Origin of the sequence: Vibrio sp. YIC-376 (assembly GCF_052353105.1) — a bacterium.
In the GTDB taxonomy this organism is placed as follows: Bacteria; Pseudomonadota; Gammaproteobacteria; order Enterobacterales; family Vibrionaceae; genus Vibrio.
This window is the reverse complement of record NZ_JBBWFK010000022.1, coordinates 1-23445: the sequence shown is the minus strand read 5'-3', so window position 1 is coordinate 23445 and position 23445 is coordinate 1. Positions and strand designations below refer to the sequence as shown.

The following is a 23445-nucleotide window of genomic DNA, read 5'->3' as shown; positions in this document are numbered from 1 at the left end:
CAGGTTTTCGTCTATTACGATAGCGGAGACTAAAAGTCGTAGAGAAAGTCAGTGCTAAACCAGCAAGACGAAGAATTAGAGAGACAAAAAGGGCTCCACATAAGGAGCCCTTTGAACAATCGAGAGGTATAGCTTAAGCCGTGGCGACTTTGGCTTTCGGCAACTTAATTGAAATCACGGTGGTCAAAGCCAGGAACGCGAAAGAGACCCACAAACAAGCCGCTAATCCGGCTTCCTGATAAATCCAGCCTGACAGCACAGTACCGATTAAACGTCCCATTGCATTCGCCATGTAATAGAAGCCAACATCCAGCGACACACCGTCCCCTTTGGCGTAACTGACTATCAGGTATGAATGAAGCGAAGAGTTAATCGCAAATACCGCACCAAAAATCATCAAGCCAACAACAATCACAACTTCTGGTTGCCAGCCAACCTGAACGCCATAAGCGATGCCACCAGTGATTAGAGCCAGTATTCCTGCCCAAATCAGCGCTGCACTACCATCAGGTACGCGACCTTGGGCTTTACCCGTAATGCGTGGCGCAAAACCTTGCACAAAGCCATACGCGATCACCCATGCAGCTAAGAAACCACCCACCCACAAGTGATCCCAACCAAATACACTACCCAGATATACAGGCAGAGCGACCACAAACCAAACATCACGGGCTCCGAACAGGAACATACGAGCGGCCGATAAGATATTCACTGACTCTGATTTGGAAAAAATATGGCGAAACTTAGGTTTACTTTTCGCTTTGCCCATATCAGCTTCTAACCAGATCATGCTGCAAACGAACACCACTGCCAGAACCGCCGCCATAATGAACATGGAATTCTGGAAGCCCACCCAAGACAGTAATAAACCACCCACAAAGAAGCCTGCACCTTTCAGGGCATTCTTCGAACCGGTCAAAATAGCTACCCATTTATACAGCGCACCTTGCTGCTCATCTGGCACTAAGGTTTTGATCGCACTCTTCGCACTCATTTTATTCAGATCTTTAGCAATACCTGAAAACGCCTGTGCTGCCATAACCCAAGGGATAGTCAACCAAGCACTTGGCACGGCAAGCATCAACAACGCAAAGACTTGCATGGCAAGACCGATATTCATGGTTTTATTCAGGCCTAGTCTCGCCCCTAACCAACCACCAATCAGGTTCGTTACAACGCCAAAAAATTCATAGAAAAGGAAAAGAGACGCGATAGCCAGAGTTGAGTAACCCAAATCATGAAAATAAAGCACCACCAGCATCCGTAATGCGCCATCGGTAACCGTAAAGTTCCAATAATTAAACGTCACCAGCATGTACTGACGGATACTTTTGCTCAGTTGTGAAATCATTTTGACCTCAGATGTACAGCAATAAGAGCATTTGGATCATGATGTTCCAAATACTGTATAACCTGAACACCAATACTTTTCTATTGATATTGGTGCAAGCGTGCAATTTCAGCCAGCTTTAATTAAAACAGAGAAAGCTTATTTAAAATCAAACATATAAATACAATCTAAGTTTTATTTATATATAAAAACATGTGCTAAGCTGACTGAATAAGGGCTTTTGGATCATGATGTTCCAAAAGCCATATCAGCTGATCAATTACCTTGAGCAACGCGCTCGATGTACTCAACTTGCACTGGTTTAGTAAATGCGCCAGGACGCAATGCCTGCACTTCACGCACGATATCTTCTAGTGCCCACTCTTTCTCAAGCAGTAAGTGCGCAGCAAAAAGACCTGTGCGACCAGAACCGCCCATGCAGTGCATTGCAACCTTACCGCCTTGAGCCAAAATTGCGTGTAGTTCAGGGCTTGCTTGCTGCCATTTCGCCGCAAATGCGTCATCTGGCGCACAATCATCTTCAATCTCGATCTGGAACCATTTCATTCCCAGCTGTTGAGTGATTGCACCCAGTTCGGAGACGTTTTTTGCCGCCAGTTCTGTGTTATCCAATGCAGTCACCACGGCCTGAACGCCCTGCTCTTTCAATTGCTCTAGTGATGCTTGTAGTGCAACATCTTTGGTACCCGGGCAAGGCGTCAACACCAACGCGCCAGACTCTAACTCTAATTGCCATGTAGGATGAGACATGTTCAAACCTCTTTATGCCAGACCAACATTACGTACTAACTCTGCTGTACGTGTTGCGTAACCCATTTCATTGTCATACCACGCGTAAATCTTCACCATACGCGAGCCCACTACCATGGTTGATTGTGCGTCGACGATCGTTGAGCGCTGGTCACCTTTGTAATCAATCGATACCAACGGACGCTCTTCAAAACCAAGGATTCCTTTCAGTTCACCTTCAGACGCTTCTTTCAGCAGTGCATTTACCTCTTCTACTGTGGTATCGCGTTTCACATCGAAGATGATGTCGGTCAGTGAAGCATTCGCTAAAGGAACACGTACTGCATGGCCGTTAATTTTGCCTTTCAGATCAGGGAAAATTTCAACAATCGCCGTTGCGCTACCTGTCGTGGTTGGAATCAAACTCATGCCACAAGCGCGAGCACGACGAAGGTCTTTATGTGGTGCATCCAGAATAGTTTGCGTGTTGGTCAAATCGTGAATGGTTGTGAAAGAAGACTGCTCGATACCAAGCTTCTCATGAATCACTTTCACCACAGGCGCGATACAGTTGGTGGTACAAGATGCTGCCGTAACAATGCGGTGTTTTTCAGGGTCGAAAATGTGGTCGTTCACACCCACAACGATGTTTGCAATGCCTTCTTCTTTTACTGGCGCACTCACCACTACTCGCTTAACACCTTGGTCTAGATACTGATCTAAGTACGATGTTTTACGATGCACGCCTGTTGCTTCAATCACGACATCACAGCCAGACCAATGTACTGCATCGATATCGCGATGCTGCGTAGTCACAATACGCTTGCCATCAATGATCAGTTCGTTGCCTTCAACCTGAACTTCATGATGCCAACGACCCTGAACCGAATCGAACTCCAGTAAATGACCCAGTGTTGCCGCATCACCCGCAACATCATTAATCTGTACAAACTCTAGCTCTGGCCAATCAAATGCGGCGCGTAGTGCTAAACGACCGATACGGCCAAAACCGTTAATCCCTACTTTAATCGTCATAATTGTCTACCTTAAAATCTTCTACGTTGAGTTTCTATCCGTTGTTTGCTGTTAGCAGCAGGCCTCACGATTTTTATCGTGCAGACGCGAAATATCTTGCTGGTACTCTTGCTTCAAACAGTTTGATGCCACTAAATCGTCGATCACCTTTCTCATCCATCCCGGAAGATCCTGCGACAACTCGTAATACACCCACTGTCCCTGACGCTTATCAACCAGAATGCCATTGGCACGTAACTGCGCCAGATGGCGAGAAATTTTCGGCTGACTTTCCTGCAGCGCAAGCACTAAGTCACCCACGCAGATCTCTCCCTCACGAGCCACCAGCATTAAACAACGCACTCGAGTCTCATCGGATAAAAGCTTGAAAAACTGATGTGGAAGCATAGTAAACATACCTATATATGGATATGCGTATATGTTTATTTAAATCCGTCAAAGCGTCAAGAGCTCAGCTCTCGCCTTCATAAAAGTTTAATACTAGGCGTTGGTAATGCTTTGACTCCAGCGGACGGCTTCACCTAAAGAGGATTTTACGTGTTCGAAAGGAAGGCCCAGCAGATTAGAAAACTTTTCCACTCCGGACCAGTCTGCACGCTCATAGCACTCTTCAAGAGAAATAAGTGCACCATACTCACCTTTGCGATGCAGCAGTGCTTGCTGGACAGGTTCACTGAGTGGCAATTGCTTAACCAGTGATTCAATAGATAGATCGAGCATAGCATCCAAGATAGACAATAAGCCCACCATAAAGCCTTGCTCATTGAGATGAGAAAACGGTTGGTAACGAGACATCAATTGACAAAATTGTGCACGTTGAAGCGAGAGATGAAAAAGCTCTCTCGGCTTGTTGGTCGAAACATAAGACGCAACGATTAGCGAGACGAACTGCTTGAGGTTGTCTTGACCAAGGTAAATCAATGCCTGACGAAACGAACGGATCTCCACTTCTAGTTTGCTTGCTTGCGTGTTCACAAAACGCAACAGCTTATACGACAGCGCCACATCCTGAGTAATGATGCCTTCAATACGCTGGAAATCTGGCTCCGGCGAACACACTTCACGAAATAGCTGCAGTGCCAGAACTTGCTCTGGGCTCACATAACTGGTTTTAGAAATCATAGGCTTACTAAAGAAGTAGCCTTGAAAGAACTTAAACCCCGCCGCTTTTGTCTGGTTAAATTCCTCTTCAGTCTCCACACGCTCTGCAAGAAAATGGTATTTGACCGGTTTTTCCAGCTGCGCTTTGACCAACTCGCAGGCAGCCTCTAATCCCATGGCCATAATATCGAGTTTCACGATATGTACGTAGGGCAAAAAACGGCACCACTCTGGCGTTAAAGTAAAGTCGTCCAGCGCGATCAGATAACCATCTCGATGTAACTCTCGAATGGCCTCAAGCAACTCATCAGTAGGCTGGCAAGTTTCTAACACTTCGACGACGATTTTATGTTTCGGCAAACTTCGCGGCAAACGGCGCAGCAAACTCTGATGAGGAAAGTTAATGAAGCATCGCGACGATGCAATCACCGGATTGATGCCAACAGATAAAAAGTTTTCGACGACCAAGCGGTATGTAGCTCGGTCTGCATCAATATGGGCGGGGAACACATTGTGCTCCCCGTCTCGAAACAGCAGTTCATAGCCCAGCGTTTGTCTTTTACGATTAAAGATCGGCTGGCGAGCGACATACGTGGTATTCATACTAAAAAACGACCTATTATTAGCGACTTATGATTTTGCTGTCGCCAATAGTGCACCACATCCCATAAACATGGAACCAAAGACTTTGTTTATGTTCGCCATAATTTTATCTGAACGAATAAAACGGCCCATCTTTGATGCCAGTGATGTGTAGCCAAGCATCACACATGAATCAACCACAACCGTAGTCACACCTAGCACCAACAGCTGAGTCAACTGGTCTTTGGCCGGATCAATAAACTGTGGGAACAGCGCCACCAGAAAAACAATCGATTTTGGGTTCGTCAAATTGATAAGGATGGCTTTGTACATAAGTGCAGTAGCAGTCATCTCTTTCTGGCTCTCTGTTGCCACCAAACCAGAGGTATCGCGCCATTTCTGAAAACCAAGCCAGACAAGATAAGCCGCACCAACCCATTTGATGATGGTAAATGCCGTCGCCGATTGTGCCACCAGCGCACCAATACCCGCGCCAACCATAGCGATGTGAATGGCTAAGCCAATTTGCAACCCCATAATCGCACCAAGAGACTTACGCGTGCCGTAACTCAAGCCATTACTGATCGAGTTTACCGTGCCAGAACCTGGAGCCAGACTAAAAACGATTGCAGTTACCAAATAGGCGAACCAAACATGGGTATCCATTGCATTTCCTCACTAATTCTTCGATGATACATTGCGTCTACAATGTATCTTCAGGTAATCGACTAATGGCTACTCACCATTCACCTATGACTTATACTCAAGAGAATTTATTTGAGCAAGCAATAGGTGGTCCGATCGCTGAACTCTGGCAAAGTCGCCAAGAAGGCTTTGTGAAAGGGACAGAGAAAAAGAAAATCTACTGGTGCAAGCTCACCCACCCTGAACACAAAAAAGCCGTTCTGGTGGTCAACGGACGTATCGAATCTTCCTGGAAATACCAAGAGTTGTTCTATGATTTCTACCGCCAAGGGTATGATGTCTATTCGTTTGACCACCGTGGGCAAGGTTTATCAGATCGCCTGCTGTCAGACTCAGATATGGGTCACGTCTACGATTTCGCAGATTATATTGATGATATGGATGTGGTGATCAAAAAGCATGATCTCAGCCACTACCAGCAATGTTTTATCGTCGCACATTCCATGGGCGGTGCCATTGCTACACGTTATCTGCAAACTCACGCAAAACATCACTTCACGGGTTTGATTTTAAGTGCACCAATGTTCGGGATTAACCTGCCGTGGTACTTATCACCTATTGCGCTCCCTGTAACACAAATTTTATCAGCAGTCTCGCCGTTACCACGCTACGCTCCGGGTCATCAGCCTTATTTTCCAAAACCGTTTGAAGATAATCTGCTCAGCCAGAGCTATGATCGCTATCATTGGTTCCGCAGCCTCTACTCAGACATGCCGCAACTGCAAGTCGGCGGACCAAGTACGCGTTGGGTATGGCAAGGGCTTATGGCGGCTAAGCAGTGCTTCTTATTGACACGTCAGGTCAAAATTCCGGTGTTACTTATCCAGGCAGAAAAAGACCGTATCGTCAGCAATCTCGCCCAGACACGTTTTATCGATAAACTGAGCAAAACCAACCCGCATGCCCAACTGTTATCGGTCGAAGGTGCTCATCATGAAATCTTGTTCGAAACCGATAAGTACCGTAACCAGGCTCTGGATGCGATCTTCCGCTTTATGAACGACCCTGAATCGGCTTCAAATCAATAGCAAAGCGATCCTTGACCATAAAGGATTTAAAGAGGAAATGTCTGTTAAGCGATTTACCCTCTTTTTCATCCTTATTTTGACGTACACTGCTTCACAGTTCCCCGCATTCGGAGCAGCATGATCTAGTCAATCTGCTGTACTCCGTTTGCACTCAAAACTTATTTCACCCTATCCAAACCGTATACGAGGACTTCATGGGCACATCGCTACCTTGCAAAGAGATCACTAAAATCGTTGCCTCAGATCTGGATGGCACCTTACTCGCACCAGACCATCTGCTCAGCGCTTACTCAAAGATGACGCTACGAACACTGCATGAAATGGGCTACACCTTTGTCTTTGCAACAGGACGTCACCACGTAGATGTCGCAGGTATTCGTTCTCAGGTGGGGATTCCGGCTTACATGATTACCTCGAATGGCGCACGCGTACATGATCAAAACGACAATCTGATGTACAGCGAGAACATACCGGAAGAGTTAGTTCAAAGCGTGATCGACACGATCAAAGACGATCATGAACTACTTATCCACATGTATCAGAATGACAGCTGGTTAATGAATAAAGATGACGAAACGCTGCGTGAATTCCACGAAGAGTTTACCTATAAATTATTCGACCAAGACCGTGCCCCAACTGAGGGGATCGCTAAAATTTTCTTTACTCATGCTGGAAAAGATCATGAGCGTCTGGTGGCGTTTGAAACTAAGTTGCGTGAGCAGTTTGGAGACAAGCTGAACATCGCCTTCTCCACACCTTGGTGCTTAGAAGTGATGAACGGAGAAGTGTCTAAAGGTCATGCCTTGCTAGCCATCGCAGAATCACTGGGACTGACATTAAAAAACTGCCTTGCATTTGGTGACGGCATGAACGACGTAGAAATGTTATCGATGGCAGGTAAAGGTTTGGTGATGGGCACCGCACACGAAAAAGTGATGAAAGCACTACCAAACAATGAAGTCATTGGCAGTAACGCCGAAGATGCGGTTGCTCGTTACCTGCAAAAACATCTGTTATTAGACGTGCAATAATCGAAGAAAACGCGAAGGGCTGCATGATGCAGCCCTTTTTTATCTTATCTGGTTGAGCGCTGACTGGGTAATTTCTCCCGACCAAGGATCGCTTCCCACTCTTCCTCTGTCACCGGCATAATCGATAAGCGATTTCCGCGTTTTACCAAAGGCATGTTCTCCAGCTCCGGCATCGCCTTCAATACTGATAACGGAATCACACGCTCTGTTTTACGTACGAATTCAATATCGACCATGACCCAGCGAGGATTCGCCGGGTCTGATTTCGGGTCGTAACAATCGCTTTCGGGATCAAATTGGAAATGGTCCGGATACGCTTCACGTACCACTTTAGCAATTCCTGCTACCCCGACGTTTTTACACGACGAATGGTAAATCATGACTGAATCACCCAACTTCACCTGATCACGCATCATGTTGCGCGCTTGATAATTACGAACTCCCTCCCAACATGAAACCTTTTGTGTTCTAAGCGTGTCAATAGAAAAGGTATCTGGTTCAGTTTTAAATAACCAATATGCCATAATGCCATCCGATGCCAATTGAGTAACAATAATGAGGAAGATATACCATGAAGGCTTTGAAAAACCCAGTGGCCCTCGCCACTCTGCTGGTTCTGCAAGCATGTAGCTCGCAACCGCCGCAATCCGGCGAAGAGGCTCCAACCTCACCACCAGCATCTTTAGATAAGCCTGAAACCATTCAACCTCAAACCTTTATGCTACGTGGTAGCGTCGTCATCGGCCATGAAAGTCAGTACATCATGCCATGTGGCAGCGATAAACAGTATTGGCTGCAACTGTCACCCCAACAAATTCAGCGCGCACTATCGTTAAATAACGAACCGTATCAAAACATGTATGGTGAAATGATTGGCTACCTGAATCCTCCTGGCATCGACGGTTTTTCTGCCGACTTCGACGCGAACTTTGTCGTTGAACAGGTTAACTTCCTCACTAGCGAGAACCCTGACCGCTGCAGTCAGAGCAGCAAACCTACCCGAGTTTTTGGTAATGAACCATTCTGGTCAGCAAGCTTTGAATCAGATGCGCTACAATTTCAGCAACCGGGTAAGCCAACCAAAATGTTAGCGATTGAAGGCCGTCAGCTACAGTCTCGTCAACGCACTTACCAACTCGCTGATGGTGAATTGCGAATGACGGAAAATCTCTGCTCAGACACCATGAGTGACTCCATTTATGGCTGGAAAGCGACGCTGAAAAACGATGGTATAACGTATCAGGGTTGCGGTATGGCGGCGAATGTCGACGCGACGCTGGAATGGGCAAACACTTATGTAGCTACCTCAACCAAATCGCAAGGATTCGAGGTGCAGATGACCTTAAAACCTGATCATAGCGCCACAACTCAATACAGCTATTCAGATGGGCAAGCACCACTGATTGAACGTGGTTACTGGCAACAATTAAGCCCATCGCAGGTACAGGTCGTGATGACTCACCACCAGCAACAACATTTAAAATCAGAGCGACTTTTCAGCCGTGAAGGAAATCAGCTCAAAGCCACACAAGAAAAAGTCGGCGATATGGTTTACCCAATCGCCGACGGCGGCTTGGTGTTGTACCCGGCGGCAGTGCGTCAAACTGGCACTCAGCAAGCCACTCCAGAACGCACCAACAATCCCATCGGCAGTGCTGACATCCCGTCCAGTGCTGACTTCGATTCCAAGGTCGATGCCGCCGTGCGCAATTACTTCTTTATTAACCAAACCAACCCAAGTAACAATCAGTACCGCTGGCTGACCTACGACCTGAATGGGGATGGCGACGAAGAGTTGTTGGTACAATTCGATTGGTGTGGTTCTGGTGGTTGTACTTTACTGGTGTTTGAGAATCATCAAAAAGAGTGGCGCTTCAACAGCCGCATTACCTTAGTGCAGAGTCCGATTATGTTGGGCCAACAAACTTCACATGGCTGGCGCGACCTGATTTTTAATGTCAGTGGCGGTGGAGCAACACCCGCTCAAAACGTCATGCAATACACTGGTGTCAGCTACCCAATCAACCCAAGCATGGCTCCACAGGCAACGCCCAAACAAGTTAGTGGTGTCCGTCTGTTTTCAGATGGCATCAGCCCTGTTCGCGAAGGAGTCCGTTTGTAATGTCGCAGCCATGCCCAGACTGCAGTTTTCGCTTCAACTGCATTTGCTCACTGTTACCTAAACTCGCCAGTGAGCATGCGTTGTTATTATTGATGCACCCGAATGAACTCTCGCGAGATACCAACACAGGTAAACTACTGCAGCAATGCCAACTGAATGTGGAACAAGCCGTTTGGGATCGAAAACTGCCACCACAAGCGTTGATGATTCGCCTTGAAGACGCAAGTCTCTATCCAGTGTTGCTGTTTCCGAGTGAAGAGAGCCTGACATTAGACCAAGTCATGGAGCAAAGTCAGCAACAAAGTAAAAAACCGTTGTTTATTATTTTGGATGCCACCTGGCAAGAGGCGCGTAAGATGATCAATAAAAGCCGTTGGCTGGAGGGCGTTCCAATGATGGGGCTATCCACACAGGGAGACTCGCATTATCAGCTGCGCCGCAATCAGCAGCAAGGCAACTTATGCACTTTTGAAATCGCTGCGCAGTTACTGGGACAGTTAGGTGAAGAAGATAATCAGCAGCAGATGCAGGATTTCTTTACTCACTATATTGCTACCTTTCAGGCAGAAAAAAGTGGACATGCACTGAAGCAATAATATTGAGCAGTGAGATTAGAAAGCGCGAACTTAGCTTAATGCCAGATACTTAACGATTCTTATAGGGTCATTCCAGCGAGCCTTAGCGAGACTAGGAATCTAATATCAGCGTGCTGAGAATATAGAGAAATATCTTTGACAACAAAGTGCTCGGATAGAAGATCCTGAATCACGCTCCTTCGTCGCTGTTCAGGATGACGGTAGACTAGAATATTCCGATAACTATTAAGTGAACGGCATTACAGCCTGAGCTACGCTTTTTACACGTGTTTCACGTGAAACAACACTAAACGTTGTTGCTCTTGGTCGAACTAAACCAGTGTCAGCAGCGGCTGCAAATTGTGAATTTCCATATCAGGCAAAGTGCGCGCTCTTGGATACTGAACGACATTGTGGTTCACATCGTTAAACCAGCATGCCGCAAACCCAGCCAGTTTTGCACCATGAATGTCTGTCACGATGTGGTCACCAACATGCAAAATATTCTCTGCTGGTAAATCCAAGATTTGTTGCGCTTTCACAAACATATCTCCGGCTGGCTTTGCCAAACCATCTGGTCCCGCTTTCAGTACACTTTGGAAGTAGGGTGTCAGACCAACTTTATCTAAATCAACGTTACCATTGGTTATCGCCACCAACGGAATTTTCTCGCCTAATTGAGTCAACACATCAAGGCTTTGTTGTGGTACTTCAAAGCGGCTACGCCAATCCAAAGCCACCAGCAAACCCTCTTCTGCTGCTGCTTGTGCCTGCTTGTCATCATAGCCGACTTCGAGAAAACCTCGTTTAAGCTGAACCAAACGACAAAGAGTTACATCACTTTTCAGATCCGGATCCTGCTCCAAGACACGCCTTTTCACGTTAAGCCAATCCAGCTTTTCCATGTGCGCGACCGCCGGATGCGTTTGCTGTAACCAAGACAACAGTTCGCGCTCCATACGAGCTATTATCGGATAGTTGTCGTAGAGAGTGTCATCAAGGTCAAACGTCATTGCTTTGATTGGTGCGATACGGCGGTAAAATTTCATGTCTTTTTCTCAGTCTCCGCTCTTTTTACGTGCGCGTGGATGCGCCTGATCATAGGCTTGTGCTAAGTGTTGGAAGTCCAAATGGGTATAGATCTGAGTTGTCGAAATATTTTCGTGACCTAACAGCTCTTGTACCGCTCGTAAGTTATTACTCGATTCCAGCATATGGGTTGCAAACGAGTGACGCAATTTATGTGGGCTGATGTGACTCGCCACTGACTGCTTCTGCCCCCATTCAGCCATACGCTTTTGCACGCTGCGATGAGAGATACGAGTACCCAGCTTGGAGACAAACAATGCAGGCTCACCCGGAGTCGCAAGACTGCCCCGCACTTTGAGCCATTTTCCGACCCACTCGGTCGCCATGCCGGAAAACGGAACTTTACGCTCTTTGTCACCTTTACCAATGACACGAAGCTCACCGCTGCGCAGATGCACGTCACGCACATCCACACTGACCAACTCAGCCAATCGTAAACCTGCACCGTACATCAACTCCATCATCGCGCGATCACGCACCGCTAATGGATCATCTTCATTCACTTCCAGTAACTGGTTAACTTCATCAACGTCGAGGTTTTTTGGCAACGGACGCTTCTTACGTGGTGCAGAAACGCCTTTAGCCGGATTCGCCGACATTTCGCCACGCAGGATAAGAAAATCGAAGAAACTGCGCAGTGAAGATAAACGGGTCGCCAAGCTGCTGGCTTTCATGCCTTCACGCATACCCTTACCCGCTAACTGACGAACCCAACCAGCATCGACCTGAGACCAGTCTTTCAGTCCCATTTCGTCTAAGTGGTGCGCCATGGTTTCCAGTTGCTGTTTGTAATTACGCTGAGTATGCAAACTCAGCCCCTTTTCACTTCGCAGAAATTCATAGAAGCGTAGAAGAGGCTTTTGCAGACTATTTGGCAGAGGAGTGTTTGGAGTTGTCGTCATCGTAACGTTGCCATACCAATGTTTGAGCAAGATGTGCCACTACTAAGGATAGATGACGCAAAAACAAGGTATCCATATCTGGTTGAAAATGGCCACCTTCTTGGCTGGAAAATGCCATTACGCCAAGCGTCTGCTTCTTTACCAACGGCAACACCACATAAGAGCCCATTTCTGGCATATCCAGATTGCCAAACAAAGCTTCACGATCAACTTTACGTAATCGACCTAGATAGGCATCTTTGCCATTGAGGTGCCTGGCAGCAAAACGTTGGTAATTTTCTTTGCTCAGTTGAACCGAGGCATCACACTGACTAAACAACCGCACGTACGCTCGCAGCCCCAAATCTTGACCTTTTTGCTCAATAGCGTTGATCACCTGTTTGAAGTCGGCACATTCGAGAATCTGCTCCTGCAACTCCATGAACTCGTAGAAGGTCCGGTCATTATTCGCCGCCAGTGACATCAGCGTTGTGATCTCTTCTTCGAGCTCTTCAATTCGCTGACGTTGTCGGTTCATCTGAATGTGGACCAGTGATACCGCCCCTAAATCCGCATGCGGAAATGACATACGATCAACGAGCTCTGGACGCTGAACAAAAAAATCCGGGTGATCTTTAAGATATTCAGCGACCACTTCTGCCGTTAACTCATCGGACTCAACTACAGACAAACACTTTTCGTTCTTTTCCACTAACACGACAGTTGTCCATCAAATACATGTGTGGTTGGGCCGGTCATATACAGCGGCTTACCCGGTCCCTGCCAAGCGATATTCAGCTCACCACCAGGCAGCGATACTTTGACATTCTCGTCTAGCAAACCTTGCAGAATACCAACTGCAACCGCGCCACAAGCGCCACTGCCACAAGCTCGTGTTTCACCCGCGCCGCGCTCATAAACCCGCAGACGGATGTGGTTACGATCAACCACCTGCATAAAGCCTGCGTTTACACGCTCAGGAAAACGTTCGTGCGATTCAAGCAGCGGCCCCAACGTCTCAACATCAGCAGTATCAACATCATCCACTACAGTGACGACATGTGGGTTGCCCATGCTAACCGCACCACAAAACAGAGTACTGTCCCCTGCACGCATGATGTAGGTTTTCTCTTTTTGTTTCGCTTTGAAAGGAATCTTATTCGGTTCAAATTCAGGCACACCCATATTGACCGTCACCTCATCATCGTCTTCGACGTTGAGAATCATTTTTCCTTTCTTAGTGCTAACACTGATGCTGTATTTGTTGGTCAAACCTTTGAGACGAACAAAACGCGCAAAACAGCGCGCGCCATTGCCGCACTGCTCAACTTCACTACCATCGGCATTAAAAATGCGGTAGTGGAAGTCAGTTTCCGGGTCGTAAGGCGCTTCTACCACCAATAGCTGGTCAAAACCGACTCCAGTATGACGATCCGCCAAACGGCGGATCAACTCTTGCGAGAAAAACACGTTTTGGGTGATGCAGTCGACGACCATAAAGTCGTTGCCCAACCCGTGCATTTTGGAAAAATGGAAATGCATTTGTTGTATCTTACTCCGGTAGAATCTGTTCCAGCTGCCACAAACTGGTCAGCTCCTCGCGCTGGCGTACAAGATGACTTTGTTTACCGTCAACCATCACTTCCGCCGCTCTGGTACGGGTATTGTAGTTCGAAGACATAACAAAACCATAGGCACCAGCTGAACGAACCGCGAGTAGATCACCTTCTTCTAAAACCAATGCGCGATCTTTACCCAGGAAGTCGCCTGTTTCACAAATTGGGCCGACCAAATCGTAAGTTTGCGCTTCGCCTTCGCGTGGTGAAACTGGCACGATCTCCTGCCATGCCTGATAAAGTGCAGGACGCATCAGGTCATTCATCGCAGCATCAATGATGGCGAAGTTTTTGTGCTCGGTGTGTTTTAAGAACTCAACACGAGTCAGCAAGATACCCGCATTCGCAGCAATCGCACGACCAGGTTCAAAAATAAGTTCCAGCTCTTTATGATTTTCAAGACGGCCTAACAGCGCTTTTGCATAATCAGACGGCTGAGGAGGAAGCTCATCGCGATACACAACGCCCAGACCACCACCTACATCCAGGTGGCGAATATCGATGCCTTGCGCTTTTAAATCATCAATCAGTGTCAGCAAACGATCAGTAGCGTCGATAAACGGATCAATATCTGTCAGTTGCGAACCGATATGACAGTCGATGCCTTGCACATTCAAATTCGGCAAGCTTTGTGCGAATTTATACACCTGAGGAGCACGATCGAAAGCAATACCGAATTTGTTGTCACGTAGACCAGTCGAAATATAAGGGTGCGTTTTCGCATCTACATCAGGGTTAATTCGTAGCGAAATCGGAGCAATCACGCCCAGTTCACCCGCCACTTTGTTCAGACGCTCAAGTTCTGGCTCAGATTCAACGTTAAAGCACTTGATGCCTAGCTCTAGTGCACGTTTCATTTCTGCAGCGGTTTTACCTACACCGGAAAATACCACTTTCTTCGCGTCACCACCTGCAGCAATAACGCGTTCCAGTTCACCACCAGAAACGATATCAAAGCCTGAACCCAAACGAGCCAGTGTGTTTAGTACGCCTAAGTTTGAGTTTGCTTTTACTGCATAACAAACCAGATGTGGATGCTGACCCACAGCACTATCAAACGCCTTCCAGTGGCGCTCTAGCGTGGCGCGAGAGTATACATAAAGAGGAGTGCCATGTTGCTCTGCCAGAGCTTGAAGTGAGACGTCTTCGGCCCAAAGCTGGCCATCTTCCTGATAGTTAAAGTAATCCAAAATTCGCTTCCCTTATTTTATTCGACTGCTGAACCCTAATTTCACCCTAAGGTGCGGACATTTATTGTGATTGCTCGTTTTGTTGCGTGTCATCTGGAATGTACAGTGGGCCAGACTGACCACACCCTGCCAATGTCGCGGCAGCCATCACAAACAACACAGTAACTAATTTTTTCATTTGGCATATCGTGATTATTGAATCAATGCCCCCTATAATCGCACCACATTCAGGAAAAGCAATAGGACAGACGGATGAACGATACTGAATTTCATCAACTGGTGGATGAGCAGATACAAATCATCGAAGAATCCATCGATGATTCAGGCGCAGACATTGATTACGAAGTGTCTGGAAACGTAATGACGTTAGAATTTGAAGACCGCAGCCAGATCATCATTAACCGCCAAGAGCCAATGCATGAGATTTGGTTGGCATCGAAATCTGGTGGTTTCCACTTCAAGCTCATCGAAGACAAATGGACCTGCTCAAAAACCGGCATGGAACTGTTTGAGATGGTAAAACAAGAGTGTGAAAAACACGCAGGCGAAGAGATCGACTGGGCATAAGTTCATTTTGTTCTTACCGATAGAGAAAAAGAGCACCTTGGTGCTCTTTTTGTTTTTTTATTCTTTTTGCTTCTAAGCATTCACCGCTTTATGTGGGCGGTGTGGAGGACAGTCGTTACGATAAGGGATAATGTACGCATTACCCTCTTCAGGATGAATGATTTGATAGTACTGTGGTAGGTTAAAGTTAATGAACTTCGAGGCCACACGGGTATCATCTTTCACCGACGTGTAGAAACTGTTGACCGAAGCAATCATCTCATCTTTAGAGCCACTGAACTGGTGATACACTTCCACCTGATTCGATTCATCTAACACGTAGATGTTAAAACCTTTCTCGCTGTCTTCGAAGAAGAACTGCACCAGACCTTCACTGGCAAAGCCATCCACCGCCTCAGGCATTTGATATTCTTGCTCACGATCGAGCATTAATAACGGCGAACCTTTCAGCTTGTTGGTTGAGATACTGCGATAAAAATCGACCGAGTTTTCTAGCTTCTGTACAGATACGCCGCGACGCTCGAAGAACAAACCGTAAGTCTGATCGCCAAGACGCATCGCTTTAAAGCGACGACGTTTTTCCTGCTCAACAGGTTTCAGGCGTAAATCGATACACTCTGCTAGCAGTTGATATACTTTATTGCGCATCACACCGCGCATGTTTTTCGCGTAACAGAACACATCAACCGATTCCGGCGGAAGCGCATCTTGGTGCATCTTACCCAAAATAGTTTTCAGTGCATCGAGCATCGCCGTATCGCCTTTAAAGTGCAACGTACGAACTTCATGCCAGGAATTGCGGTAAACCAAATCAACACTGCCGACCAAGTTTTTATGCTCAGGTCCGAAGCTGAATATATCCGTATTCTTCAAATCAACTTTCAGCGAACGACCAGATAACTCCTCAGTCGGATCACATTCAAAGTTGATGAACATGGCAAGTTGACTGATTTCACATGGACTCGCCAGTGCCTGCATCGTCGGACGACGCTTGCGTAAGGCAAAGGTATTACGTAAGTCGCTCACCATTTGGTAGAACTTATCAATATCCAGTTGCGCTTCACGCACCACGGCATGCAAACGGGTCGATTCTGTGATAAGGCCATTAAAGAATGCCCACGAAACCAGTTTGCTCAGATATTCATGGTGCTCAAGGTATGGCTGACCAAGAATACGATGCGCGACCAACGGCTGTTTGTATAAATACCAGCCAGACTTGTTCACACCACCATTTTTCACTTCGATAAAGCTCAGATCCGGCTCATGCAAATCTGGTGAGATTTGAGGATTCAGTAGCGTTACTTTACCCGGAAGTACCTCAAAAGCAGCATAAAGCTTACGGGCTAGAATACTGATGTCTTGCGGACTGATGGCCGAAGTGATGTCATTACGGCGCGCAAATTGGATAAGGTTACGGTAACTCTGCATTAGTGCATCTAGCAGTGCATGATGCACCACTTTCACCTGCTCAACCTTCCAGTTACGTCGATTGTCGAGCTCTACGACTACACTTTCATCCCAGTTCCATTTCGCAATCATGTCGCTTAAAGATTCACGACGCCAGGCAACAGAACCGATATCTGGCTGACGAGACAGTTTTTCATGAGTTTTAAGGTAGAAACAACGGCGAACTAAGTCTAAACGCGTATCGTCCTGAATACGTTCAAGATAACGGGTGACTTTTTCCAGCATTAAGTAATACGCGTCCATGCCGTAGAGATCAGGCTCATGAGCAAAGAAACGACGCTTGGTATCAATACTTAGTAATTGAGTGTGAGGGTATTCCCACGAGTAAGCTTCGAGCAGAATGGCTTTTAATACCGATTTGTAAGGTGAGTCGATACTTTTGTAAAGCTGCCACAAATTCGAGCCAAAGTATTCTTCCGCTGGAATTCGGTTCAATTTACCAAAGTCGATCCACTCTTTACAATCTATGTAGCCATCGCGACAAAGTTGCGAAACGTACTCGTCGTAAGACTCTTCCATCTCTGGTGGCACAATTTGCCACAACAATCGTTGCCCAGCGATACGCACTGCGCTGCGATAGAATTCATCGAGTAATAATAAATGCTGAGATGAGCCACAGTTATCGCCGGTCATCTCTTCAGAATGGTTACTTCTGAAGCGCTCTTCATCCATGAGGAAGAAGTTCGCTTCAACACCTTTACTCTGCGCCCAGTCAGTAATCAGCAAACATTTATTCGTAAGCACTTCACGCGCATCATTGTCCATCTCTGGAGAAATACACACCCAAATGTCTAGATCACTTGATGTGCTTTGACCAATCGATGAAGTACTGCCCATGGTATACAAACCCAGAATCGCAGGTTTTTCCGCATTTTCGAGCAGCTCGCTGATGGTGAGTTGTGTATCGTCTATAAATTGCTGTTGAACATCATTAAGCTCCAGACCATAAACACCGAACGGTACGTCGGCATCGTAATAACCCGGAATGACAGGATGGTTGTAGTTCAACAAGACAGGAATCAAGTGGAAAACTTGCTGGCTTTGCGAATCCATAAGCGCCAGCGCACGCTCAACGCGCTGCTGATTCAAAGTGTCTAATCGCTGAATTATTTTTTTGGTGTAAGCCTGCAAGGGTAGTTCCTTGGTTGAACAGTCACAGATACCTGATGATATTTTAAGCCAAAAAGACTCAAAAACGTGATCAATTTAACACTTTTATTGAGCATGGTAAAGTTTCAGGACGCTAAATCGTTTCATGGAAAAAACCTTACTCTAGTCACAAAATTGAAGACGAGGTAGTGTCGCTTGTAATCGCCCCTAATTAATAATAGTCCTTAGTCTAATTGAGAATCTAGTCACACTATTTTCATAACATCATGTAATTCCATTCATAGCGCCGCCAGATAGCCAACTAACAGTAAGAATTTCTTAATGAGGATGGTAGGATAAAGCCAAATCCAAACAGCATTGAGAAGATCATGACCCAATCCACACCAATTCGCATTGCAACTCGAAAAAGCCCACTTGCTTTATGGCAGGCTTACTTTGTCAAAGATGCCCTTCAAGCCGCTCACCCAGGTTTAGAAGTCGAGTTAGTAACCATGGTGACCAAAGGAGACGTGATTTTGGATACACCATTAGCCAAAGTTGGCGGTAAAGGCTTGTTCGTAAAAGAGCTGGAAGTCGCTATGCTGGAAGGCCGTGCGGATCTGGCTGTGCATTCAATGAAAGACGTACCTGTCGATTTCCCTGAAGGCCTTGGTCTGGTCACCATCTGTGAGCGTGAAGACCCACGCGACGCGTTTGTTTCTAATACCTATAGCAACATTGATGAGTTACCTCAAGGTGCCGTTGTCGGAACATGCAGCCTTCGCCGTCAATGCCAACTGAAGGAATACCGCCCAGACCTTATCATCAAAGAGCTACGTGGGAACGTTGGTACCCGCCTTGGTAAGCTGGATGCCGGCGAATACGACGCGATTATTCTTGCTGCTGCGGGTCTGAAACGCCTGGAACTTGAAGAGCGTATCCGCTGTTTTATTGAACCTGAGCAATCACTGCCTGCAGTTGGTCAAGGTGCTGTTGGCATCGAATGTCGATTAGACGACGAAAGACTGCATAAATTGCTCGAGCCGTTAAACCACAAAGATACCGCAGACCGCGTACTTTGTGAGCGAGCAATGAACCTGACTCTGGAAGGCGGTTGTCAGGTACCTATCGGCAGTTATGCTCTGCTTAATGGTGACGAAGTTTGGCTGCGCGCCTTGGTCGGAGAGCCAGACGGTAGCCAAATTATCCGTGGTGAAATACGCGGTCATCGCAACGATGTTGAAGCGCTCGGAATCAAACTGGCAAACGAGCTGCTGGACAATGGCGCTCGCGACATTCTCACTAAGCTGTACGCAGTTCACGAATAGCAATGGCAGTGTTGGTCACTCGGCCGGGAGAGCAAGGCATCGAACTTTGCTCTCTGCTCGAAAGGCACGGCATTTCCGCATACCACCATCCATTGATCGACATTGTTGCCGATCTCTCGGATACACACCTCTCCGATCATATTAATCACGCTCACTTCATTATTGCAGTCAGTAAGCATGCGGTGGAGTGTGCACAGCAAATTTTATCAAACAACGGTATACCATGGTCTAAACGCGCCATTTACCTTGCCGTTGGTCAAAAAACCGCACACTATTTAAGCAAATGCACTCAACAAAAAGTACACTATCCTCAAGTCAGTGATAGTGAACACTTATTGCAACTTCCAGTGTTAAAAAATGTAGAACAACAGAACGTTGTTATTCTGCGTGGAAACGGTGGAAGGGAGCTCATTAAAGATGCATTGGTGAGACGTGGCGCAAAAGTTCACTATAGTGAGACTTACAAGAGAGAATTCATCCCATTCGATCCAGTAAGCTGTGTCTCACTATGGAAAGCCCAACAAATCAATCAGATCATCGTCACCAGTGGTGAACAACTTGATTATTTGTGCAGCCAATTGACACCAGCGCAATTGGCTTGGCTTAATCAACTAGAGTTGTACATCCCCAGTCAGCGTATCGCCGACATCGCAATTCAAAAGGGGTTTACTCAGGTGAGATGCACAGGAAGCGCATCCAACCAAGAATTACTGGCTGCTCTCCAGCCCTAGCTACACAGGATAAAGGCATGACAAGTAAAAATAACGACCAAAAAAATAACGATAAAAACCTTGCCGAAGAAACCTCTTCTCCGGCACCGCTAGCTGAAAAAGATGCCCCTCAACAGGACGCTGAGCCTAAAAAGGAATCATCCAAACCTGCTGACACAGACAAGCCAAAAGAGCCAAAGAAAGCCGAATTCGAAGAGAAGCAAGGCAAGCGTGGGGTTAAACTCGGCACCACAGCAATAATTCTCTCGATCATCTTTGGCGGCGGTTTAGCTTATAAACTTCATGAGCAACAAACCGATTACCAAGCACAAATCGCCCTGTTGAAAAGCCAGCTAGAACAAACTCAAGCCTCAATGAAGCAAGAGTTGACCCAAGTAAAAGAAGAAACCATCGAAAAAGCGACAACTGTGACGCATAAAGCGGAAGTCGTACTTGGCCAGCAACAGAAAAGTATCGAAAGCCTGCAACTCGCGGTGGCTGACGTGAAAGGCCGTCGTCCAAACGACTGGCTACTGGCAGAAGCAGATTACTTAGTCAAACTGGCTGGCCGTAAGCTGTTCCTTGAACACGACGTAGAAAGTGCCACTCAACTGATGGAAAGCGCAGACCAACGTATTGCCGCACTGAATGACCCTAGCTTGGTCAAACTACGCAAAGCGATGGCCAACGACATCACCAAGCTGCGTACCGTACCTTTAATTGATCGTGACGGTTTAGTGTTGCGTCTGACTGCCCTACAACAACAAGTCGATAAACTTCCATTAGCTAACGCTCTTCTTCCAGAAGCAGCAGCTGTTGCTGAACAAGAAGTATCTGAGGATATTTCTAACTGGCAAGATAACTTGATGACGTCGCTAAAGGACTTCTCAGAAAACTTTATCACTTTCCGTACTCGTGATGGCAACGTAATCCCACTGCTTTCTCCTCAGCAGCATTTCTATCTTAAAGAGAACATCAAAGCCAAGCTAGAAACAGCAATCAAAGCGGTTTATCAAGAGCAAGGCGAGGTGTACACAACCTCTCTTAAAACGGCAGATAAATGGGCTTTGGCGTTCTTTAACCAGGACAATAACTCGGTAAAAGAATTCAATAAAACCGTGAGCCAGTTAAGCGAGCAAAACATCCAAGTTGAGTACCCAGCCAAGCTGGAAAGCCAATCTCAACTATCAGATGTTATTCGTGAGCGTCTACGTCGTGAAGTTACTACTATGACAGGTGCGGGGGATAAGTAATGTTTCGTCTTATTTTCCTATTTGCCATTTTAGGAGCAGGCCTGTTTGTTGGTACACAATACTCGGGCCAACAGGGTTATGTGCTGATCTCGATCGCAGACAAAACCATCGAGATGAGTGTAACAACGCTGGTCATCTTTGTAATCGCAGCCCTTGCTGGACTATTCATTTTAGAATACCTAATCAAGAAACTGGTCTACGCAAGTTCAAGCACTTGGAACTACTTCAGTGTGCGTAAAATGCGTCGTTCTCGTCGCTACACCAACGAAGGCATTATCAAGTTGCTAGAGGGTGACTGGAAAGGTGCAGAGAAGAAGGTGACTCGCTGGGCCAATCATCACGACATGCCACTTCTATGCTACCTAGTAGCTTCAGAAGCCGCTCAAGGCCTTGGTGATAAAGAAAAACGTGACAAATACCTGGAGCTGGCGAGTCAGCAGGAGAACTCTCAATTAGCCGTTGAACTGACACGCGCAAAACAGTTTATTCGTGATAACGAGTTTGAAGCGGCATTTGACACCTTGTCAACGCTGAAAGGTCAGTATGCCAATAATCCTATTGTTCTCAATCTTCTCAAGACCACTTATATGCAGCTGAAGCTATGGCAACCATTGATCGACTTAGTGCCTCAGCTCAGCAAAGAAAAACTTGTCAGTGAAAACGAACAAATTGAGCTAATTAAAACAGCTCAAGGCGGATTACTACATGAAGTCGCTCAACAGCAAGGTAGTGAAGGGCTAATTTCTCACTGGAACAGTTTAGCTCGTAAAGTGAAGCAAGACCCACATTTGATCGCGTGTTTTGCTCGTGAGTTAATTGCCCGCAAAGCCGATAATGAGGCGTTTACCGTGCTCAAAGAGGCATTGAACAAGACTCCGGCACCTGAGCTATACCAACTTCTGCCAGAGCTAAATGTGCCAGATATCCATCCAGTGGTCGTACTCCTCGAAGACGTAGTAAAGAAAGAGTCTGATAATGCAGCAGCACACAGTGCGTTGGCTCATTTCTACTTCCGCCAGGAGAAATGGCACGAGTCTCAAGAGCAGTTTGAGGCGGCTCTAAAACTTCGCTCTGATGTCTCTGACTACGCTTTCTTAGCCGACACACTAGAGAAGCAAAATCTAACGAAAGCAGCGCACGAAGTGTCTCGTAAAGCTCTAACAATTGTTCAAAATGATTAAGTAGACCTACATTTGATACCTAACAGGCCGACATCCCCATGTCGGCCTTTTTTTACCATTAAACACAGTTAGCCTTAATAATATAGGCTTTAAAAATCTCGCGACCCCGCAGAAAACCATCCAGATGAAAATGAGATTATTGGCTCTGACTCAATCTATTATCTGCTCGACTACATGGCTTTAGAGTGTGTCGATGCCTGGTTTCAGGATGAAGCCAGATTTGGGCAACAAAACACAACAACCCGTTAATGGGCTGGAAAAGGAACGCGCCTAAGAGCTGTGAAGCAACAGCAATTTGAGTATGCCTATCTGTTCGGTTCTGTCTGCCCCCAAAAGGCATTGGTGAGGCCATCGTTGTCCCGTAGGTCAATAAAGGCATCACAATCAGCCTCTTGCGGATCACGAAGACAAAGTGTGTAGGGCTTGGAATAGCTTTAGGGAATGCTCCGACAGAGTCAGCAAGATGTGTTCGAGAAGATGGATAGACCTGACCAGTTAATTTTCCAGATTGGTATAAGTGGCCAAATGGGCCGGGCTTGCGTTCAATTGGACTCGCACAGGAGCGGGACTCGATTTCCCTGAAAGGGAAACTATACGTCATAAACGACAAAAGCCTAGTCTTTCGACTAGGCTTTCTAATAAATGGCGGAGTGGACGGGACTCGAACCCGCGACCCCCGGCGTGACAGGCCGGTATTCTAACCAACTGAACTACCACTCCGCAGTGGTATCACTCGCTTTAGCAAGTGTCCAAAATTTAAAGCCTGGCGATGTCCTACTCTCACATGGGGAAACCCCACACTACCATCGGCGCTA

The 23445-nt window shown here is 46.6% G+C and carries 23 protein-coding genes, 1 tRNA gene and 1 pseudogene; 10 read left to right on the top strand and 15 right to left on the bottom strand.

Going from position 1 to position 23445, the window contains the following annotated elements; all coding sequences use genetic code 11:
- Window positions 1-133 precede the first annotated feature (133 nt).
- The 6 genes from arsJ to rhtB all read right to left on the bottom strand — a co-directional run bounded on the left by arsJ (window position 134) and on the right by rhtB (window position 5464).
- Window positions 134-1351: an organoarsenical effux MFS transporter ArsJ gene (arsJ, locus tag WJM94_RS22845; RefSeq protein ID WP_444496465.1), complete on the bottom strand. Its 1218-nt coding sequence runs from the start codon at window positions 1349-1351 to the stop codon at window positions 134-136.
- Between the two features lie 255 nt (window positions 1352-1606).
- Window positions 1607-2101, bottom strand: a complete 495-nt coding sequence (locus WJM94_RS22840) for a cyclin-dependent kinase inhibitor 3 family protein (protein WP_444496464.1) — start codon at window positions 2099-2101, stop codon at window positions 1607-1609.
- Between the two features lie 12 nt (window positions 2102-2113).
- Entirely contained in the window at window positions 2114-3115 is a 1002-nt protein-coding gene (locus WJM94_RS22835; protein ID WP_444496463.1) for an ArsJ-associated glyceraldehyde-3-phosphate dehydrogenase, read from the bottom strand.
- 51 nt (window positions 3116-3166) lie between these two features.
- Entirely contained in the window at window positions 3167-3502 is a 336-nt protein-coding gene (locus WJM94_RS22830; RefSeq protein WP_444496462.1) for a metalloregulator ArsR/SmtB family transcription factor, read from the bottom strand.
- Between the two features lie 93 nt (window positions 3503-3595).
- Window positions 3596-4819 (bottom strand): EAL and HDOD domain-containing protein, encoded by a 1224-nt coding sequence (locus WJM94_RS22825; protein WP_444496461.1) that lies wholly within the window; start codon window positions 4817-4819, stop codon window positions 3596-3598.
- Window positions 4820-4846: 27 nt separating this feature from the next.
- Complete coding sequence (gene rhtB, locus WJM94_RS22820) at window positions 4847-5464, bottom strand: homoserine/homoserine lactone efflux protein (RefSeq protein WP_444496460.1); 618 nt, start codon at window positions 5462-5464, stop codon at window positions 4847-4849.
- A gap of 65 nt (window positions 5465-5529) precedes the next feature.
- Between rhtB and WJM94_RS22815 the strand changes: the two genes are divergently transcribed.
- Both WJM94_RS22815 and WJM94_RS22810 read left to right on the top strand, forming a co-directional pair.
- Complete coding sequence (locus WJM94_RS22815) at window positions 5530-6531, top strand: alpha/beta fold hydrolase (RefSeq protein ID WP_444496459.1); 1002 nt, start codon at window positions 5530-5532, stop codon at window positions 6529-6531.
- Between the two features lie 194 nt (window positions 6532-6725).
- Window positions 6726-7562 (top strand): Cof-type HAD-IIB family hydrolase, encoded by an 837-nt coding sequence (locus WJM94_RS22810; protein ID WP_444496458.1) that lies wholly within the window; start codon window positions 6726-6728, stop codon window positions 7560-7562.
- 44 nt (window positions 7563-7606) lie between these two features.
- On the opposite strand, the gene WJM94_RS22805 is transcribed toward WJM94_RS22810, so the two are convergent.
- The gene (locus tag WJM94_RS22805; protein ID WP_444496457.1) at window positions 7607-8086 is read right to left on the bottom strand and encodes an EVE domain-containing protein; all 480 of its coding nucleotides are present in this window, start codon (window positions 8084-8086) and stop codon (window positions 7607-7609) included.
- Window positions 8087-8133: 47 nt separating this feature from the next.
- Between WJM94_RS22805 and WJM94_RS22800 the strand changes: the two genes are divergently transcribed.
- Both WJM94_RS22800 and WJM94_RS22795 read left to right on the top strand, forming a co-directional pair.
- Window positions 8134-9684, top strand: a complete 1551-nt coding sequence (locus WJM94_RS22800) for a COG3650 family protein (protein WP_444496456.1) — start codon at window positions 8134-8136, stop codon at window positions 9682-9684.
- A complete protein-coding gene (locus WJM94_RS22795) occupies window positions 9684-10280 on the top strand; it encodes a tRNA-uridine aminocarboxypropyltransferase (protein WP_444496455.1) in 597 nt (198 codons plus the stop codon). The genes WJM94_RS22800 and WJM94_RS22795 overlap by 1 nt, the downstream gene beginning before the upstream one ends.
- Window positions 10281-10591: 311 nt before the next feature.
- On the opposite strand, the gene yigB is transcribed toward WJM94_RS22795, so the two are convergent.
- From yigB to lptM, 6 genes are all read right to left on the bottom strand, one after another.
- Window positions 10592-11308 (bottom strand): 5-amino-6-(5-phospho-D-ribitylamino)uracil phosphatase YigB, encoded by a 717-nt coding sequence (yigB, locus tag WJM94_RS22790; protein WP_444496454.1) that lies wholly within the window; start codon window positions 11306-11308, stop codon window positions 10592-10594.
- Between the two features lie 9 nt (window positions 11309-11317).
- A complete protein-coding gene (gene xerC, locus WJM94_RS22785) occupies window positions 11318-12250 on the bottom strand; it encodes a tyrosine recombinase XerC (RefSeq protein ID WP_444496453.1) in 933 nt (310 codons plus the stop codon).
- Window positions 12216-12920, bottom strand: a complete 705-nt coding sequence (locus tag WJM94_RS22780) for a DUF484 family protein (protein WP_444496494.1) — start codon at window positions 12918-12920, stop codon at window positions 12216-12218. Before WJM94_RS22780 ends, xerC begins: the two co-directional genes overlap by 35 nt.
- 20 nt (window positions 12921-12940) lie before the next feature.
- Complete coding sequence (gene dapF, locus WJM94_RS22775; RefSeq protein WP_444496452.1) at window positions 12941-13771, bottom strand: diaminopimelate epimerase; 831 nt, start codon at window positions 13769-13771, stop codon at window positions 12941-12943.
- A 10-nt stretch (window positions 13772-13781) separates the two neighbouring features.
- A complete protein-coding gene (gene lysA / locus WJM94_RS22770; RefSeq protein ID WP_444496451.1) occupies window positions 13782-15035 on the bottom strand; it encodes a diaminopimelate decarboxylase in 1254 nt (417 codons plus the stop codon).
- Between the two features lie 61 nt (window positions 15036-15096).
- Complete coding sequence (gene lptM, locus WJM94_RS22765; protein ID WP_438273230.1) at window positions 15097-15213, bottom strand: LPS translocon maturation chaperone LptM; 117 nt, start codon at window positions 15211-15213, stop codon at window positions 15097-15099.
- Between the two features lie 74 nt (window positions 15214-15287).
- Here lptM and cyaY point away from each other — a divergent pair, with 74 nt between their 5' ends.
- The gene (cyaY, locus tag WJM94_RS22760) at window positions 15288-15602 is read left to right on the top strand and encodes an iron donor protein CyaY (RefSeq protein ID WP_444496450.1); all 315 of its coding nucleotides are present in this window, start codon (window positions 15288-15290) and stop codon (window positions 15600-15602) included.
- A 72-nt stretch (window positions 15603-15674) separates the two neighbouring features.
- Here cyaY and WJM94_RS22755 read toward each other — a convergent pair whose 3' ends face one another.
- Window positions 15675-18200 (bottom strand): class I adenylate cyclase, encoded by a 2526-nt coding sequence (locus WJM94_RS22755; protein WP_444496449.1) that lies wholly within the window; start codon window positions 18198-18200, stop codon window positions 15675-15677.
- A 347-nt stretch (window positions 18201-18547) separates the two neighbouring features.
- Here WJM94_RS22755 and hemC point away from each other — a divergent pair, with 347 nt between their 5' ends.
- The 5 genes and pseudogenes from hemC to WJM94_RS22730 all read left to right on the top strand — a co-directional run.
- The gene (gene hemC / locus WJM94_RS22750; RefSeq protein ID WP_444496448.1) at window positions 18548-19486 is read left to right on the top strand and encodes a hydroxymethylbilane synthase; all 939 of its coding nucleotides are present in this window, start codon (window positions 18548-18550) and stop codon (window positions 19484-19486) included.
- Between the two features lie 2 nt (window positions 19487-19488).
- Complete coding sequence (locus tag WJM94_RS22745) at window positions 19489-20217, top strand: uroporphyrinogen-III synthase (protein ID WP_444496447.1); 729 nt, start codon at window positions 19489-19491, stop codon at window positions 20215-20217.
- 17 nt (window positions 20218-20234) lie between these two features.
- Complete coding sequence (locus tag WJM94_RS22740; RefSeq protein ID WP_444496446.1) at window positions 20235-21449, top strand: uroporphyrinogen-III C-methyltransferase; 1215 nt, start codon at window positions 20235-20237, stop codon at window positions 21447-21449.
- Window positions 21449-22630, top strand: coding sequence for a heme biosynthesis protein HemY (locus tag WJM94_RS22735; RefSeq protein ID WP_444496445.1), 1182 nt, complete (start codon window positions 21449-21451; stop codon window positions 22628-22630). Before WJM94_RS22740 ends, WJM94_RS22735 begins: the two co-directional genes overlap by 1 nt.
- Window positions 22631-22807: 177 nt before the next feature.
- A pseudogene (locus WJM94_RS22730) lies at window positions 22808-22960 on the top strand (IS630 family transposase); the annotation flags it as partial.
- 313 nt (window positions 22961-23273) lie between these two features.
- On the opposite strand, the gene WJM94_RS22725 reads toward WJM94_RS22730, so the two are convergent.
- Window positions 23274-23350: transfer RNA gene (locus WJM94_RS22725), tRNA-Asp, on the bottom strand.
- Between the last annotated feature and the right edge of the window lie 95 nt (window positions 23351-23445).

Excerpts from the sequence above, each read along its gene's own strand:
- arsJ (WP_444496465.1), bottom strand. The coding sequence starts at position 1,351 with ATGATTTCACAACTGAGCAAAAGTATCCGTCAGTACATGCTGGTGACG.
- WJM94_RS22840 (WP_444496464.1), bottom strand. The coding sequence starts at position 2,101 with ATGTCTCATCCTACATGGCAATTAGAGTTAGAGTCTGGCGCGTTGGTG.
- WJM94_RS22835 (WP_444496463.1), bottom strand. The coding sequence starts at position 3,115 with ATGACGATTAAAGTAGGGATTAACGGTTTTGGCCGTATCGGTCGTTTA.
- WJM94_RS22830 (WP_444496462.1), bottom strand. The coding sequence starts at position 3,502 with ATGCTTCCACATCAGTTTTTCAAGCTTTTATCCGATGAGACTCGAGTG.
- WJM94_RS22825 (WP_444496461.1), bottom strand. The coding sequence starts at position 4,819 with ATGAATACCACGTATGTCGCTCGCCAGCCGATCTTTAATCGTAAAAGA.
- rhtB (WP_444496460.1), bottom strand. The coding sequence starts at position 5,464 with ATGGATACCCATGTTTGGTTCGCCTATTTGGTAACTGCAATCGTTTTT.
- WJM94_RS22815 (WP_444496459.1), top strand. The coding sequence starts at position 5,530 with ATGGCTACTCACCATTCACCTATGACTTATACTCAAGAGAATTTATTT.
- WJM94_RS22810 (WP_444496458.1), top strand. The coding sequence starts at position 6,726 with ATGGGCACATCGCTACCTTGCAAAGAGATCACTAAAATCGTTGCCTCA.
- WJM94_RS22805 (WP_444496457.1), bottom strand. The coding sequence starts at position 8,086 with ATGGCATATTGGTTATTTAAAACTGAACCAGATACCTTTTCTATTGAC.
- WJM94_RS22800 (WP_444496456.1), top strand. The coding sequence starts at position 8,134 with ATGAAGGCTTTGAAAAACCCAGTGGCCCTCGCCACTCTGCTGGTTCTG.
- WJM94_RS22795 (WP_444496455.1), top strand. The coding sequence starts at position 9,684 with ATGTCGCAGCCATGCCCAGACTGCAGTTTTCGCTTCAACTGCATTTGC.
- yigB (WP_444496454.1), bottom strand. The coding sequence starts at position 11,308 with ATGAAATTTTACCGCCGTATCGCACCAATCAAAGCAATGACGTTTGAC.
- xerC (WP_444496453.1), bottom strand. The coding sequence starts at position 12,250 with ATGACGACAACTCCAAACACTCCTCTGCCAAATAGTCTGCAAAAGCCT.
- dapF (WP_444496452.1), bottom strand. The coding sequence starts at position 13,771 with ATGCATTTCCATTTTTCCAAAATGCACGGGTTGGGCAACGACTTTATG.
- lptM (WP_438273230.1), bottom strand. The coding sequence starts at position 15,213 with ATGAAAAAATTAGTTACTGTGTTGTTTGTGATGGCTGCCGCGACATTG.
- cyaY (WP_444496450.1), top strand. The coding sequence starts at position 15,288 with ATGAACGATACTGAATTTCATCAACTGGTGGATGAGCAGATACAAATC.
- hemC (WP_444496448.1), top strand. The coding sequence starts at position 18,548 with ATGACCCAATCCACACCAATTCGCATTGCAACTCGAAAAAGCCCACTT.
- WJM94_RS22745 (WP_444496447.1), top strand. The coding sequence starts at position 19,489 with ATGGCAGTGTTGGTCACTCGGCCGGGAGAGCAAGGCATCGAACTTTGC.
- WJM94_RS22740 (WP_444496446.1), top strand. The coding sequence starts at position 20,235 with ATGACAAGTAAAAATAACGACCAAAAAAATAACGATAAAAACCTTGCC.
- WJM94_RS22735 (WP_444496445.1), top strand. The coding sequence starts at position 21,449 with ATGTTTCGTCTTATTTTCCTATTTGCCATTTTAGGAGCAGGCCTGTTT.